The organism is Bradyrhizobium sp. BR 1433, assembly GCF_051547665.1.
GTDB classification, from domain to species: Bacteria; Pseudomonadota; Alphaproteobacteria; order Rhizobiales; family Xanthobacteraceae; genus Bradyrhizobium; species Bradyrhizobium australafricanum.
Window position 1 is genome coordinate 719888 of sequence record NZ_JBPUGG010000001.1, and the last position, 14013, is coordinate 733900.

At 64.8% G+C, this 14013-nt stretch carries 11 protein-coding genes, 2 tRNA genes and 5 pseudogenes; 5 read left to right on the top strand and 13 right to left on the bottom strand.

Annotated features, from left to right (window positions below):
• Positions 1-600 (top strand): CinA family protein, encoded by a 600-nt coding sequence (locus tag ACSKB9_RS03595; RefSeq protein WP_038386736.1) that lies wholly within the window; start codon positions 1-3, stop codon positions 598-600.
• A 174-nt stretch (positions 601-774) separates the two neighbouring features.
• A complete protein-coding gene (locus ACSKB9_RS03600; RefSeq protein ID WP_438080038.1) occupies positions 775-1170 on the top strand; it encodes a BA14K family protein in 396 nt (131 codons plus the stop codon).
• Positions 1171-1256: 86 nt separating this feature from the next.
• Here ACSKB9_RS03600 and ACSKB9_RS03605 read toward each other — a convergent pair whose 3' ends face one another.
• The 3 genes and pseudogenes from ACSKB9_RS03605 to lipA all read right to left on the bottom strand — a co-directional run bounded on the left by ACSKB9_RS03605 (position 1257) and on the right by lipA (position 3313).
• Entirely contained in the window at positions 1257-1724 is a 468-nt protein-coding gene (locus ACSKB9_RS03605) for a type II toxin-antitoxin system RatA family toxin (protein WP_438071707.1), read from the bottom strand.
• The gene (locus tag ACSKB9_RS03610) at positions 1724-2263 is read right to left on the bottom strand and encodes a DNA topology modulation protein (protein WP_438071709.1); all 540 of its coding nucleotides are present in this window, start codon (positions 2261-2263) and stop codon (positions 1724-1726) included. Before ACSKB9_RS03610 ends, ACSKB9_RS03605 begins: the two co-directional genes overlap by 1 nt.
• Positions 2264-2353: 90 nt before the next feature.
• Positions 2354-3313 (bottom strand): annotated as a pseudogene (gene lipA, locus ACSKB9_RS03615) (lipoyl synthase).
• A 166-nt stretch (positions 3314-3479) separates the two neighbouring features.
• Between lipA and ACSKB9_RS03620 the strand changes: the two are divergent.
• Positions 3480-4084: pseudogene (locus ACSKB9_RS03620) on the top strand (DNA-3-methyladenine glycosylase).
• Positions 4085-4102: 18 nt separating this feature from the next.
• On the opposite strand, the gene ACSKB9_RS03625 reads toward ACSKB9_RS03620, so the two are convergent.
• From ACSKB9_RS03625 to ACSKB9_RS03660, 8 genes and pseudogenes are all read right to left on the bottom strand, one after another.
• Positions 4103-6409: a valine--tRNA ligase gene (locus ACSKB9_RS03625; protein ID WP_438080039.1), complete on the bottom strand. Its 2307-nt coding sequence runs from the start codon at positions 6407-6409 to the stop codon at positions 4103-4105.
• A gap of 49 nt (positions 6410-6458) precedes the next feature.
• A pseudogene (locus tag ACSKB9_RS03630) lies at positions 6459-6971 on the bottom strand (class I tRNA ligase family protein); the annotation flags it as partial.
• A gap of 172 nt (positions 6972-7143) precedes the next feature.
• Positions 7144-7876, bottom strand: a pseudogene (locus tag ACSKB9_RS03635) (DUF2497 domain-containing protein).
• Between the two features lie 334 nt (positions 7877-8210).
• Positions 8211-9614, bottom strand: coding sequence for a TolC family outer membrane protein (locus tag ACSKB9_RS03640; RefSeq protein WP_050385334.1), 1404 nt, complete (start codon positions 9612-9614; stop codon positions 8211-8213).
• 214 nt (positions 9615-9828) lie between these two features.
• Complete coding sequence (locus tag ACSKB9_RS03645; protein ID WP_438071711.1) at positions 9829-10494, bottom strand: protein-L-isoaspartate O-methyltransferase family protein; 666 nt, start codon at positions 10492-10494, stop codon at positions 9829-9831.
• 135 nt (positions 10495-10629) lie between these two features.
• Positions 10630-10809, bottom strand: coding sequence for a hypothetical protein (locus tag ACSKB9_RS03650; RefSeq protein WP_028331942.1), 180 nt, complete (start codon positions 10807-10809; stop codon positions 10630-10632).
• Positions 10810-10939: 130 nt separating this feature from the next.
• Positions 10940-11014 (bottom strand) — tRNA-Asn (locus ACSKB9_RS03655).
• A gap of 270 nt (positions 11015-11284) precedes the next feature.
• Positions 11285-11770 carry an anthrone oxygenase family protein gene (locus tag ACSKB9_RS03660; RefSeq protein ID WP_438071713.1) on the bottom strand — a complete coding sequence of 162 codons (486 nt, stop codon included), beginning with the start codon at positions 11768-11770 and terminating at the stop codon, positions 11285-11287.
• Positions 11771-11865: 95 nt separating this feature from the next.
• On the opposite strand from ACSKB9_RS03660, the gene ACSKB9_RS03665 reads away from it, so the two are divergent.
• Together ACSKB9_RS03665 and ACSKB9_RS03670 are read left to right on the top strand one after the other, a co-directional pair.
• Complete coding sequence (locus ACSKB9_RS03665) at positions 11866-12510, top strand: TetR family transcriptional regulator (RefSeq protein WP_438071715.1); 645 nt, start codon at positions 11866-11868, stop codon at positions 12508-12510.
• Positions 12511-12906: 396 nt separating this feature from the next.
• A complete protein-coding gene (locus tag ACSKB9_RS03670) occupies positions 12907-13089 on the top strand; it encodes a hypothetical protein (RefSeq protein WP_016842103.1) in 183 nt (60 codons plus the stop codon).
• Positions 13090-13132: 43 nt separating this feature from the next.
• On the opposite strand, the gene ACSKB9_RS03675 is transcribed toward ACSKB9_RS03670, so the two are convergent.
• Positions 13133-13206 (bottom strand) — tRNA-Cys (locus ACSKB9_RS03675).
• Positions 13207-13261: 55 nt separating this feature from the next.
• Positions 13262-13986: pseudogene (locus tag ACSKB9_RS03680) on the bottom strand (tRNA-uridine aminocarboxypropyltransferase).
• Positions 13987-14013: the final 27 nt, after the last annotated feature.

A 14013-nucleotide genomic window follows, 5' to 3' on the forward strand; every position in this document is an offset into this window, starting at 1 on the left:
ATGGGCGGCAGCGACGCTCGTGCCCTCTCCCGCTCGCTGCTCGACCTGTGCCGGATGCGCAAGCTGACCATCGCGACCGCCGAATCCTGCACCGGCGGCCTGGTCGCGGGTGCGCTCACCGACATCCCCGGCTCTTCCGACGTGATCGACCGCGGCTTCGTGACCTATTCGAACGAGGCCAAGCGGGTCATGCTCGGCGTCAAGGCGGCGACGCTCGAAACGTTCGGCGCGGTGAGCAAGGAAACCGCGACCGCGATGGCGATCGGCGCGCTGGAAAAGGCCGGCGTCGACCTTGCGGTCTCGATCACCGGCATCGCGGGCCCTGGCGGTGCGACACCAGGCAAGCCGGTCGGCCTGGTGCATTTCGCCGTCGCCGCGCGCGACGGCCGCATTATTCATCGTGAGCAGCGATTTGGCGCAATCGGCCGAAGCACGGTGCGGCAGCGCTCCGTGGTCGAAGCATTGCGCATGCTGATGGAGCTCGCGCGCCCGCCGCAGGCCGCCAAGCCGCGTCGCGAGGCCGCCAGCCGGTTGCGGCCAAGGGTGGCTCGGTCGCCGCGGAGCCACGCTGCGAAGCGCCGCCGGCCGCCGCGCGGATAGGCCCAACGCAAAGTCAAGTCGCGCCACGGCCCGCCTTACACGGGCTTGTGTCAACTGCGGCCCGGTGACGCTTTCCTAAAATGGAACTTTGACGCGGCTTCACCGCTTTATGTTGTTCCAACTCTGCTGTTTCGATTGTTCGTCCAACAGCAAAAATCCCACAACAAGGAGAAAATGATGAAGTTGGGAACTTTGGTCGTGGCCGCCATCAGCGCTGGCGCCATGACGCTGTCGACTGTCGCGCCTTCGTCCGCCGCACCACTCGCTCCCGCGCGATTGCAGGACCAGCCTGCCTCCGTCGAGCATGTGCAGTATCGGCACTGGCACGGTGGTCCGCGTTACGGCTATCGCGGCGGATACGGCTACCGCGGTGGTTACTATCGCGATCATGGCAGTAACGGCGCGGCGATCATCGGCGGGCTGGCGGCCGGCGCGATCATCGGCGGCGCGATTGCGGCGAGCCAGGCCAAGGCCAACAACGACGCTTATTGCTCCCAGCGTTTCCGTACCTACGACCCCGCTTCGGGCACCTACATCGCCTCCGGCGGCGTGCGGCGATCCTGCCCGTAAGTCGGCGAACGCTCTCCCGCACCATCCGTCGTGCCCGGCCTCGTGCCGGGCATTTGCGTTCCAGAGATGTAGACGAGACGGCTTCGCTACGTCGACAGCTGCGGCTTGCCGTAGACCTGATCCGCGCGCTTCTCGAACGCCGCGGCAAAGCGTGAGAATGCGGCGTCGAACATCGAGCCCATCAGCATCGCCAGCATCCGGCTCTTGAATTCGTAGTTCAGGAAGAAGCCGACATCGCATTCGGTTTCCGACTTCGGCTCAAAACTCCAGCGATTCTCCAGATTGCTGAACGGGCCGCGCAGATATTCGACGAGGATCTTCAGATTGGGCCGATCGAGCGTCACCTTGCTGGTGAAGGTTTCCCGCACCAGCTTGAAGGACACCGTCATGTCCGCCACCACGACCTCAGTGCCGTCGTCCCTGGGCGTGCGCTGGCGGATCTTGAGCGAGTGGCACAGCGGCACGAATTCGGGATAGCGCTCGACGTCGGCGACCAGATCGAACATTTGAGGTGCGGTGTGGCGGACCCGCCGCTTGCTTGAGAATCGTGGCATCAGTGGACACTCGCACGGTTCTGCCCGAGTGCGAGGCGCTTCAGATAATCATCCGCCTGCGCCCGATCGGTGAAGCAGACCAGCGATTGATCGGGCCGCAAGCCGGCAAAATACTCGATCAGCTTCGGCCGCTGCTGCCGGCGATAGGTCCAGACGTAGCGGAAGAATTCGAGATCGATCTTCTCGGGGCAGCCTTCCGCCATCTCCGGGCGGACCTCGCCATAGCTCCCGGCTATCCGCCTGACGATACCGAGCATACAGGTCGACCGCGGCAGGTCGAACCAGATGATCGTGTCGGAGAGCTGGCGGCGCAATTCCCCTGCACCATGCCTCATGTAGTTCCCATCCATGATCCAGCGCGGTTCGCGGGCTGCTTCGGTCATGCGGCGCTCGAATTCGTTCCTGCCCGACTCGACCCAGCCCGGTTTCCAGAACAGCGCATCGATCGACACGGTCGGAATCCCTGTCATGGCGGACAGCCGCCGCGCAAAGGTCGACTTGCCGGATCCCGACGATCCCATCACCAGAACGCGCTGCATTGGTCCAGTCCAAGGTTCGCTCAAGGTTCGGTCAAGGCCCGATCAAGCAACGGCGCGAGACGGCGCCGGCTTACCGCCGCTTACAAAAATCTAGCGGCCGCGGGCCGTGCGCGCCGCCTGCAGTTTGGCGAAATCCTCGCCGGCGTGATGCGACGAGCGCGTCAACGGGCTCGCCGACACCATCAAAAAGCCCTTGGTATAGGCGACGCGCTCGTAGCCTGCGAACTCATCCGGCGTCACGTAGCGCATCACGGCGTGATGCTTGCGGGTCGGCTGCAGGTACTGGCCGATGGTGAGGAAATCGACTTCGGCCGAGCGCAGGTCGTCCATCACCTGCAGCACCTCGTGCCGCTCCTCGCCGAGTCCGACCATGATGCCCGACTTGGTGAAGATGGTCGGATCGATCTCCTTGACCCGCTGGCAGCAGCCGGATCGAATGGAAATAGCGGGCGCCGGGACGGACCGTCAGATAGCGCGACGGCACGGTTTCCAGATTGTGGTTGAAGACGTCGGGCTTGGCCGCGACCACGCGCTCCAGCGCGCCGTCCTTGCGCAGGAAGTCCGGTGTCAGGATCTCGATCGTGGTGGTCGGGCAGCGTGCGCGGATGGCGCGGATGGTCTCGGCAAAATGCTCGGCGCCGCCGTCGGCGAGATCGTCGCGGTCGACGGAGGTGACCACGACATGACTGAGCCCGAGCTTGGCGGTGGCCTCCGCGACGTATTCCGGCTCGCTCGCCTCGAGCGCGCCGGGCATGCCGGTCTTGACGTTGCAGAACGCACAGGCGCGCGTGCAGGTGTCGCCCATGATCATGAAGGTGGCGTGCTTCTGTCCCAGCACTCACCGATATTGGGGCAGCCCGCCTCCTCGCATACCGTGACGAGGCCGTTCTCCTTCACGATCCGGCGCGTATCTGCATAGCCGCGCGTGTTCGGCGCACGAACGCGGATCCAGTCCGGCTTCGGCGGCGACACGGCATCCGGCCGGTTGACCTTTTCGGGGTGCCGCGGGCGGAGCTGAGTGGTGGAGATGGTGTCGACGATGGTGACCATGGATGCCTGCAAGTCGCGGGAGCATGATCCAGGCAGATCAATGCTCCGAACCAAGGGCTTAGCTAATCGGTGTTGACGCGGCTCGCAACCCGCCCCGCGACCCTAGCAGACCTGCCCATATACTGGCAGTCTTGCGGCCCGTTCCATGCCGATTTCCCACCTCAAAATGGCTCAAAAATCCCGATCCATCAGCGCGACCGCGCCGCGCCTCGGCAAGGCGCTGAAACGCTCCTTCTTCGATCGCAGCGTCCACGAGGTCGCCCCGACCTGATCGGCGCGACCTTCCTGGTCGGCGGCGCCGGCGGCATCATCACCGAGGTCGAGGCCTATCATCACACCGACCCGGCGGCGCATTCCTACCGCGGGCCGACCCCGCGCAACCAGGTGATGTTCGGCCCGCCGGGCTTCTCCTACGTCTACCGCTCCTACGGCATCCATTGGTGCGTCAACTTCGTCTGCGAGGAAGCGGGCTCGGCCAGCGCCGTGCTGATCCGCGCGATCGAGCCGACCCATGGGCTCGCGGCGATGCGCCGGCGGCGCGGGCTGGAAGACGAGCGCGCGCTGTGCTCGGGGCCCGGCAAGCTCTGCGAGGCGCTCGGCATCACCATCGCGCACAGCGAATTGCCACTCGACCGCGCCCCGATCGCGCTCCATGCGCGGACCGAAGCGCCCGACATCATCACCGGGGTGCGGATCGGCATCACCAAGGCCGTCGACCTGCCCTGGCGCTACGGGCTGAAGGGATCGAAATTCCTCAGCAAGCGGTTTTGAGCGCCACGGCGTTATCAGCTATGACGCCTTCTTCAACCGCTCGATCGCCTCGAGAATCTTGGCGCGGCGCTCCGCTGCTGCCGCGCGCTTTTCCTTCTCTTCCTCGACGAGCTCTTCCGGCGCGTTGGCGACGAACTTCTCGTTGGCGAGCTTGGCATCGACCCGCTTGATGTCGGCGTCGGCCTTGCCGAGCTCCTTCTCCAGCCGCGTGCGTTCGGCCGCGAGATCGATCACGCCCTTCAGCGGCAGCGCGACCGCCTCGCCGCGGACAAGGAGCTGCACCGCGCCTTCCGGCGGGTGATCGGCGAACGAGATATCCGACAATCGCGCGAGCCGCTTGATGGTGTCGTTCCAGCGCTGCGCGCGGTCCCGCGTCTCGTCGGAGGCGCCCGCGATCACCAGCGGCGTCAGTGTCGACGGCGGGATGTTCATTTCCGCCTTCACCGACCGCATCGCAGTGACGAGATCGACCACCCAGCCGATCTCGCCCTCGGCCGCGGGATCGCTGAACTCGTCGGCGTCGAGCGCGGCAATGACCGGCGGAATGATCGGATCGACCACCGGACCGGCGGTCGCGATCGCGGCCAGCTGCTCGCCGGTCACGCCCGACTTGCGCGGCCAGGACGCCAGCACCAACAGGCCGTCGCGCTTTGCGGTCACCGCCCACAGCTCCTCGGTGATGAAGGGCATGAACGGATGCAGCAGCTTGAGGATCTCGTCGCGGGTCCAGGCGATCATGGCGCGGGTCTCGGCCTTGGCCGCGCCCTCCTCGCCCATCAGCACGGGTTTCGCGAGCTCGAGATACCAGTCGCAGAACACGTTCCAGACGAAGCGGTAGATCGCGCCCGCGGCATCGTTGAAGCGATGATCCTCGATCGTCTCGGTGACCTCGCGGGTGACGCGCGAGGTTTCGTGCGCGATCCAGCGGTTCAACGTTTCCTTTGCGCCCTTCGGATCGAAACCGTCCGGCTTGACGCACTCGTTCATCTCGGCGAAGCGGCAGGCGTTCCAGAACTTGGTCGCGAAATTGCGGTTGGTCTCGACCAGATGCGGCGACAGGCGGATGTCATGGCCTTGCGCCGCCTCACGGGTCAGCGCGAAGCGCAGCGCGTCGGCGCCGTATTCGTCGATCACGCCGAGTGGGTCGATGACGTTGCCCTTCGACTTCGACATCTTGGCGCCCTTCTCGTCGCGGACGAGGCGGTGGATGTAGACGGTCGAGAACGGCGCCTCCTTCATGAAATGGAGGCCCATCATCATCATGCGGGCGACCCAGAAGAAGATGATGTCGAAGCCGGTAACCAGCGTGTTGGTCGGGTAGTAGCGCGCGACCTCCGGCGTGTCGTCCGGCCAGCCCAGCGTCGAGAACGGCCACAGGGCCGACGAGAACCAGGTGTCGAGCACGTCCTCGTCACGCGTGATGAAGCCCTCGCGCTTGGCGGGGTCGACCGCCATGTCGTGGCCCTGCTCCGGCGTGATGACTTCCTGCTCGACGTAATAGCCGAGCGCGTGGCCGACCGCCTCTTCCTCGGTCTCGGCGACGAACACCTTGCCGTCGGGTCCGTACCACGCCGGGATCTGATGGCCCCACCAGAGCTGGCGCGAGATGCACCAGGGCTGGATGTTCTCCATCCACTCGAAATAGGTCTTTTCCCAGTTCTTCGGCACGAACGTGGTTTCGCCGGAGCGCACCGCCGCAATCGCCGGCTGCGCCAGCGTCTTGGCGTCGACATACCACTGGTCGGTCAGATACGGCTCGATCACGACGCCGGAGCGGTCGCCATGCGGCACCATGTGGGTGTTGGGCTCGATCCGCTCGAGGAAGCCGAACTCTTCCAGCCTTGCGACGATCTTCTTGCGCGCCGCGAAGCGCTCGATCTTGTCAAACTCGTCGGCGAACTCGTCGGCGCCCATCGGCAGGCCGCGCAGATAGTCCTCGTTGCCCACCAGGCTGAGGCTGCCTTCCTGGTCGAGCACGCTGATCTGCGGCAGGCCGTGACGCTTGCCGATCTCGAAGTCGTTGAAGTCGTGCGCCGGCGTCACCTTGACCGCGCCCGAGCCCTTCTCCGGATCGGAATAGTCGTCGGCGACAATCGGAATCCTGCGGCCGACCAGCGGCAGGATGACGTGCTGGCCGACCAGATCGGCGTAGCGCTCGTCGTCCGGATGCACCGCGACCGCGGTGTCGCCGAGCATCGTTTCGGGACGCGTCGTCGCGACCACGATGAACGATTTCGGATCCTCGGGGCTGAAGTTGCGGCCCTCGATCGGGTAACGCAGGTACCAGAGATGGCCCCTGACCTCGACCTGCTGGCACTTCGAGATCGGAGATCGCGGTGAGCAGCTTCGGGTCCCAGTTGACCAGGCGCTTGTCCTTGTAGATCAGGCCATCGCGATGCAGCTCGACGAACACCTTGACGACGGCGCGCGACAGGCCCTCGTCCATGGTGAAGCGCTCGCGCGACCAGTCGCAGGAGGCGCCCAGGCGCTTGAGCTGGTTGACGATGGTGCCGCCGCTCTCGGCCTTCCACTGCCAGACCCGCTCGAGGAACTTGGCGCGGCCCATATCGCGCCGGCCCGGCTCCTGCCGTTCCATCAGCTGACGCTCGACCACCATTTGGGTGGCGATGCCGGCGTGATCGGTGCCGGGCTGCCACAGCACGTCGCGGCCGCGCATCCGCTCGAAGCGGCACAGGATGTCCTGCAGCGTGTTGTTGAGCGCGTGGCCCATGTGCAGCGAGCCGGTCACGTTCGGCGGTGGGATCACAATGGTGAAAGGCGCGGCGTCCTTGCGTTCAGGCCGGCCGGCCTTGAACGCACCGCTCTCCTCCCAGATCCGGGCCATCCGGTGCTCGATATCGGCGGGCTGGTAGTTTTTCTCGATCATGACAATGCGCTGTGGACCATGGAAAGCGTTAGAAAGCCGCCGGAGCGCACCAAGTCAACCGGACCGGTACGTCAAATCGACGTTTAGGGCATTTGGGGAGCTGATTGAGGGCCGCCAGGCCCAACGGCGGGGGCCAGCCTCGCGCCGGCTGCGCTGCTAACGCCGCGCGCAGCTAGCGCCCGCGGGATACCCGCTCGATCTCGGCCTTGACGATCCGCTCGACCAGCCCAGGCAGATCGTCGTCCAGCCAGGACTTCAGCATCGGCCGCAGCATCTCCTTGACCAGATCCTCGAGCGTCCGCGCATTGTTGCTCAGCACGGTGTTGGCCAAAGAGTTGAAGGCCGACTCGACGGCCCGCATCGTGGTTCCCGAGATGATCTGCTGCATGGGCGCGGTCTCGATCGCCGGCGGCTCCCGGCCGGTTCCGGCGCCCGGCTCCGCGCTTCCGTGAACTCGAGGTCGTCCTGGGCTCGACCTTGCGGAACGACGGCGCGGCGGCCGGGTCCGGCAGCGCCATCTCGTCGGTGAGTTCGAACACGTCGGCTTCGGGCTGGGCCGCGGGCTGCGGCGACGGCCTGATCTCGGCTGCGGGCGTCGCCTCATCGAGGCTGGCGAGCAGCGAGTCGATGTCGTCCTGACTGTTGCTGGCCGCCGGTGCCGACGCAGGCGGCGGTGCTTTCGGCGCGGGCGCGGCGGCCTTCGCAGCCGGTGGCGCCGCGGGCGGCGGGCTCTTCATCGCGGGTTTGGCTGCTGGTGCTGGCTCGACCTTCGGCGCCGGCGCTGCAGCGGCGGCCGCAGGCTTCTCGGCCGCGGCCGGCTTCGCCTCGTCGTCGGCAATGATGCGACGGATCGACGCCAGGATCTCCTCCATCGAGGGCTCTTGGACCTTCGCAGGTTGCGTCATCTCCAACTCCACATCGAAACGATTTTACATCAAGCCCGAGAGGATTCGCCGGTTCCGATGATGCGGGCGGAGATTTTGACTGCTCCCGCCCGACTTGTCCCCAGATCAAGCCCGCCCGAGGCTTTGTGCAAGCTTCGTGTCGCCCAATGCAGCGTGATCACAGGTGGCGTCGCACCTGTCATCACGCTACGCCGGCGCGCCGCGAATCGCCTTGCTGCCCGACAAAACGGTATGTCAGGCCAATTATCGAATGCAAGCAAACGCGCCTGTTTGTGATCCTGATTAACTCAGAACCACAAACATGACGCGACAAGCGATGATGATGCGAAGGTGTTTAGCGGCCGTCGGGCGTGCGCACGCCGGCCCAGTTGTCACGAACTTGCTGGTAATGCACGCTCGGATCGTAGACGTTGGTCGAAAGGCCGAGCACCTGCGGCGACAAGCGGCCAACCGCGCTCAGCACGTTATAGGACGCGACGACGCGGTCGTGCTGCGCGGTCACCAGCGCGTTGCGCGCGTTGACGAGCGCCTGCTGCGCGTTGAGCACGTCGAGCGTGGTCCGCTGACCGGCCTTGGCCTCTTCGCGCACGCCGTTCAGGGCGATCTCCGACGCGGTCACCTGCGCCTGTGCCGACGCCACCTGCGACTTGCCGGCGACCAGCTGGCCCCACGCGGTGACGACGTTGGCGCGCGCCTGATCGCGGGTCTGTTCGAGCACGAGGCGCTGCTGCGCCAGCGATTCCTTGGACTGGCGGATCAGCGAGTATTCCGCACCACCCTGGTAGAGCGGCACCGACAGCTGGACCGCCGTTCCCGCGCTGAATGCGCGCTGGCTGATCAGGGTCTGTTCGTATTGCTGCTGCACCGACGTTTGCAGGTTGACCGACGGGAACAGCGCACCCTCGCTGACCTTGACCTGCAGGAAGTTGACGTCGACGCCGTACATCGCCGAGGTGACGTTCGGATTCTGGGTCAGGCTGAGATCGACGGCGGCCGCAAGCGTCGTCGGCAGGAAGCGGTCGACCGGCGAGCCCGGCGCGAGATTCTGCGGCTCGTTGCCGATGATGCGGCGGAAATTCGATCGCGTCGTCGTCAGGTTCGATTCGGCGGTGAGCTGCTGGGTTTTACCTGCCGCGAGCTGCGCTTCGGATTGCGCGACGTCGGTCCGCGTCACTTCGCCGACATTGAAGCGGTCCTGGGTCTGCTTCAGCGTCTGTTCCAGCACGCGCGTGTTGCTGCGCTGAACTTCGACGATGGCGGAGTCGCGGAGATAGTCCATGTAGATCGTGGCCGCGCTCAGGATCACGGTTTGCTCGAGCACACGCAGGCCCTCGCGCGCCGCCGAGACCTGGCTTTCGGCCGCGCGCACCCTGGGCGCGGTCTGCGCGTTGAACAGCGATTGGTTGACCGTGAGGCCTGCGCTGCGCGGCGCGTTGGCGCCATGGATTTGGGTGCGGACAAGATTGTTCGCGTCGCCGCCCTGTGTCGTCAGCGTATCGGTGTATTGGTACCCCGCGCTTGCCGTCAGTGCGACTTTCGGGCGGTAGCCCGACAGTGCCTGCGGAACGTTCTCGTCAGTTGACCGCACCTGCGCGCGTTGCGCGTTCAGCTGGGGATTGTTTTGGTAGGACCGCACCAGCGCGGCCTCGATTGTATCGGCGAGTGCGGGCACAGGGCCCATCTCCGCCAACAGAAGGACGGCAGTCGCAGCCGCGGTGACAACCTTCACCCCACGCATCCCCGGAAATCCAATCATTGTAGTCGCCGTCTCCCACACGCAAATCAGTCCGGCGGTCGCTTCAGTCGAAGTGAGTCCCGCCTCACCTTAGTCCGCAGCTAGGCCCAACGGAACTACCCCGCAACGGAACACGGTCGAAACTCTTCACATGGGGCAAACGGGCCACACTTCTGATTCGGAACGGATTTTATCAGCCGGTGCGCCGCCATCGCGGTCAGAAGACGAAGGCGGGAACTCGCTCGAATCCGGGTAAAACGGCGGCCGAGGCGTCGAACAGCTCGCGATGGCCGAAATCCCCGTGGGAGTGCGTCACCAGGGTGGCGCGCGGCGGCGGCAACAGGCCGAACACCCCGACCAGCCGGCCCCCCTCCTTGAGTTGGCCGAACAGCCCGGTCGGGACGATTTCCGTCGCACCATTGAGGATAATGACGTCAAACGGGGCGCCCGCGGCATCGCCATCGGCGGCCGCGGCCGTTTTGACGGTGATATTCTGGATCCCGAGTTCGGCGAACGCCGTGGTCGCCTTTGCGGCAAGGGCCGGATCGCTTTCGGTCGCGCTGACCTCTGCGGCAAAGCGCGCCACGACGGCGGCGGCGTAGCCGGTCGCGCAGCCGACCACGAGGACGCGGTCGGTGGCCTTGATCTCGGCGGCTTGGAGCATTCGGGCGAGCAGCGCCGGCGTGATCAGGCAGCGCCTCGTCGCACCGCCCTCGGCGACATCGAGGTCGAGGTCGAGATAGGCCAGCGCCTGCTTGCTGGCCGGCACGAAGACCTCGCGCGGCACGGTCAGCATGGCATCGAGAATACGATCATCGGTCACGTCGCTCGGACGCACCTGACCATCGACCATATACTGGCGCGCGGTCGAAAAACCGGTCATTGGCGGAGACCCTGCAAGTCGCGGCATTGCCGCTGGAGAAGCTAGAACAGGGCCATCTTTTGGAACAAGCTCCGCCAAAACGCAACACGCCGTTGGCGGGCGAAACGCGCTCCCAAAACGGGCTCGTGGCGCGGTCTATTCGATCGTGACGGCGAGTCGGCCGATCAGGCGGGCCACTTCGTCGAGATGCTCGGAATCATGCTCCTCGACGGCCTTCGCGAGTCGGCGGACGCATTCATCGTCGCTGATGTCAGGCGCATCATTCGGAACGAGCGTCGGCTGCGGCATCGACAGGTCGATCAAGTTAATGGTCATCAAAATCACCTCTCAAAACCCGACGAAAGCAAGTGTCGAGGGTTATTGAGTTGATTTGACGACGTTTTCGGCCTGTCCGCTGCGGACCACGGGCTTGTGATTGTTGATGAGTGATGGGGCCAGACCGAACTGGCTCCCCGGGCTGGATTCGAACCAGCGACCATTCGATTAACAGTCGAATGCTCTACCGCTGAGCTACCGAGGAATAGGCGAACATCTGTTCGCGAGCGGGCAGCGTATAACAAAGCCTTTCGGCCTTGCAAAGAACCAAATGGCCCCTCCGGCGAAACTTTAGCGCGCACGGTAAGCCTCTGCGATACAAGGGCTTACCTGTCGCCCGGCGTGCGACATGCCCAGCCCGCCGGCCCGGCCGCGCTCCTGCGGGCGCCTGGAAACACCGCCAGCGCAGCGGTCGCGCCGCGCCCGTGATTCTGTCAGGGGCGCGACGGCCCAGCTCCTCGCGCAAACGGGGCTGCTATCGCCCGGCGATGGCAACGATGAACAGCGCGGTTGCGGCCAGCGAGGCGATGGTCCGCACGTGGTTCCAGAAGGTCCAGTCGGTCAGATAGCGCGCCCAGACCGATGCCGCCGACGTGCCCGCAGGATCAGAGGCCGCAAGCTGATCGTTCAGCGGCACATTGAAGACGACGGTCACGACGAACATGCCGACCACGTAGAGGCCGCCGCCGCAAATCATCGCAATCGCGCCCGGCTCCTGCCATCTGAGCCCGCCGAGCACGACCAGCACGGCGCAGGATAGCGTGGTGCCGAGGAACACCGGCATGAACGGCGAGCGGACAATATCGACATTGATCGCGTTCATCGCCGAGATGCCGGCGGCCTGGTCGATGCGGCCGAGCGCGGTCATGACGAAAGCCGAGAACGCAAAATAGAGCCCGGCGAGTAGGCCGCAGCCGAGCGCGGAAAACCACAGCAAGGCCGAGGTCAGGATCTGGCGCATCGTTTCCGCCTCCAAATGCGAGATATACTCGTATTTGTAAAATGCGATAAACTCTCGTATTAGAGCCGTCAACCCCGATCGCAGGGAAGAGAGAGATGTCGAGACGAAAGGCCGCGCCCGTGGACGTTCCCCTGCCCGGGCTGGCGCGGCTTGCCCCGACCCAGCAGCGCAGCCGCGAGCGCTTCGAGCGCATCCTCGCCTGCGCGACCGAGATCATGGCGGAAAAGGGCAGCGAGGCTTTCCGCATGAGCGACGTCGTCGCGCGCAGCGGCGTCGCATTCGGCTCGCTCTATCAATATTTCCCGGACAAGGCCGCGATCATCGGCACCCTGGCCGAACGCCATAACGCGGTCGGGCGCGATTGCGTCAGGCGCGATCTGGCCGCGGTGACGACCGCGCGCGACCTGCACCCGGCGCTGTGCAGGATCGTCGACAGCTACTACGAGATGTTCATACGCGAGCCTGTCATGCGCGACATCTGGCAGGCGACGCAAGCCGACCGCGCCCTGCAGAAGCTCGATGCGGACGACATGGCCGTGCTCTCCGGCCTGTTGTCCGACGCGGTCAGGCGGATTGCGCCCGACATGCCGACTGCCGCTCTCGCCACCTTTTCCGCCCTGACCATGACACTGATCGCAGCCGCCGTGCGTCACACGATCACGCTGCCACCGAGGAAGGCGCGGCAAGCGCTGACGCAGTTCAAGACCATGCTGCCGCACGACCTCGCCAGTCTGGCATGACGGCTCCGGCACGAGCGTTGGGAATATTCCCTGTACAAAAACGATAGATACAGGCGCATACGGCTTACGCCGTTCGCGTCAGCAGGAGCCGAGGATCGTGCGGCATGCGACTGGTCCCCACCGTGCGATACTTGCCTCCATTGTCACGTCTCCCTAAAATTCCTGCGATATTTGACGGCTATGAATACCGCCGGGAATCCCGGCAAGAGTTTTTAGAAAGTTGTGATTTGTTTCACACGAGGTGCGGCCATGCCGACCTAGGTTCCCGAAGGGATCACCAACGATTCATTAACCAAAGCGGGCGCCATCGTTCTTTTCATAAAATTCGAACGAATCGCTCAATCCGGACCGAAGACAGTTTTGCGACCATGGCGCTCTCGAACCTCGGAGAGCGTGATGAGCGAAGTCGAATTTGATCTGCTGCTGGACGCCGTGCGAACGGCGATCGCGCCCATTGCTCAGGAGGATCTCGTGGCTCAGCCCTCGCCCCGCATTCAGCCGCCACCGCGCGCGGCCAATGACAACCAGGCGCCGTGGCCGCTGATTCCGTTTCCTGAAGGTTGGTACGCCGCGAGTTAATGCGGCTTCTCATTGACTGGCTGCAAGCCATTGATGAGATGAGTGGAGGCCACGACCAGAATTGAACTGGTGTACACGGTTTTGCAGACCGTTGCGTAACCACTCCGCCACGTGGCCCCTTGCGGCGCACTTCATATACGCCCTCTCTGCGATAGGCAACCAAGCCGGACGGCTAACGCCGGCGTCTGCGAAAGTCCCGCTTCTTCGGTTTTGGCGCCAATTCCGGCATTTTGGCCTGCACTTCGCGGAATCTCGCCAGCATCCGCTCGAAACTATTAGTTAACGTTGCGGCAATATCCGGCCGCTTCTCCAGCCCCGCCAGCAGGATCGCGGCCGCCTCAATGGTGGACAGGCCGTCGCGGCGCGGTTCCCGCCGCAGTCTGCCGTAGAGTGAGGGCCGTTTCGGCCCAGAATCACCCGCTGACACTTCAGCATCCAGGCATTGCGCCACCACAGCGCCTTGGCCTGGCTCCAGGTGCCGTCGAGCAGCACGATGCCCTCGATGTCGGAGAGGATGGCGCGCTGATGCGGCTCGAGCTCGCCCTTGCGGTTGATCGCAACGATCTCGGCATCGGTATCGAGGTCCTCGACCTTGGCGGAGCCGAGATAGAGCGCCGCCCAGCGTGACGGATCGGGTACCGGCCGGCCGAGCGCCTTGGCCAGGCTCGGCCAGGACAGCCCGATCCGCACCACGGCGTTTTCGAAATGCTGTGCCAACAGTCGCGCGGTGCCGAGCGCCCTGTCCTGCTCCTGCGGATGGATCAGGATCAGGAGCTGGATGCGGCTCTCGATCGGCGTGACGCTGGCGCAGATGCACAGCGGCAACGGCTTGCCGCAATGCGCGCACTCCTCGATCTCGGCGACAATATCGGTTTTTGCTTCGGTCGGTTCGGACATCGCTCCGCTATACGCTTGCAATCGTGC

Bases quoted from the DNA above. Each gene is read 5' to 3' on its own strand.
- ACSKB9_RS03595 (WP_038386736.1), top strand. From the start codon at position 1: ATGGGCGGCAGCGACGCTCGTGCCCTCTCCCGCTCGCTGCTCGACCTG.
- ACSKB9_RS03600 (WP_438080038.1), top strand. From the start codon at position 775: ATGATGAAGTTGGGAACTTTGGTCGTGGCCGCCATCAGCGCTGGCGCC.
- ACSKB9_RS03605 (WP_438071707.1), bottom strand. From the start codon at position 1,724: ATGCCACGATTCTCAAGCAAGCGGCGGGTCCGCCACACCGCACCTCAA.
- ACSKB9_RS03610 (WP_438071709.1), bottom strand. From the start codon at position 2,263: ATGCAGCGCGTTCTGGTGATGGGATCGTCGGGATCCGGCAAGTCGACC.
- ACSKB9_RS03640 (WP_050385334.1), bottom strand. From the start codon at position 9,614: ATGCGTGGGGTGAAGGTTGTCACCGCGGCTGCGACTGCCGTCCTTCTG.
- ACSKB9_RS03645 (WP_438071711.1), bottom strand. From the start codon at position 10,494: ATGACCGGTTTTTCGACCGCGCGCCAGTATATGGTCGATGGTCAGGTG.
- ACSKB9_RS03650 (WP_028331942.1), bottom strand. From the start codon at position 10,809: ATGACCATTAACTTGATCGACCTGTCGATGCCGCAGCCGACGCTCGTT.
- ACSKB9_RS03660 (WP_438071713.1), bottom strand. From the start codon at position 11,770: ATGCGCCAGATCCTGACCTCGGCCTTGCTGTGGTTTTCCGCGCTCGGC.
- ACSKB9_RS03665 (WP_438071715.1), top strand. From the start codon at position 11,866: ATGTCGAGACGAAAGGCCGCGCCCGTGGACGTTCCCCTGCCCGGGCTG.
- ACSKB9_RS03670 (WP_016842103.1), top strand. From the start codon at position 12,907: ATGAGCGAAGTCGAATTTGATCTGCTGCTGGACGCCGTGCGAACGGCG.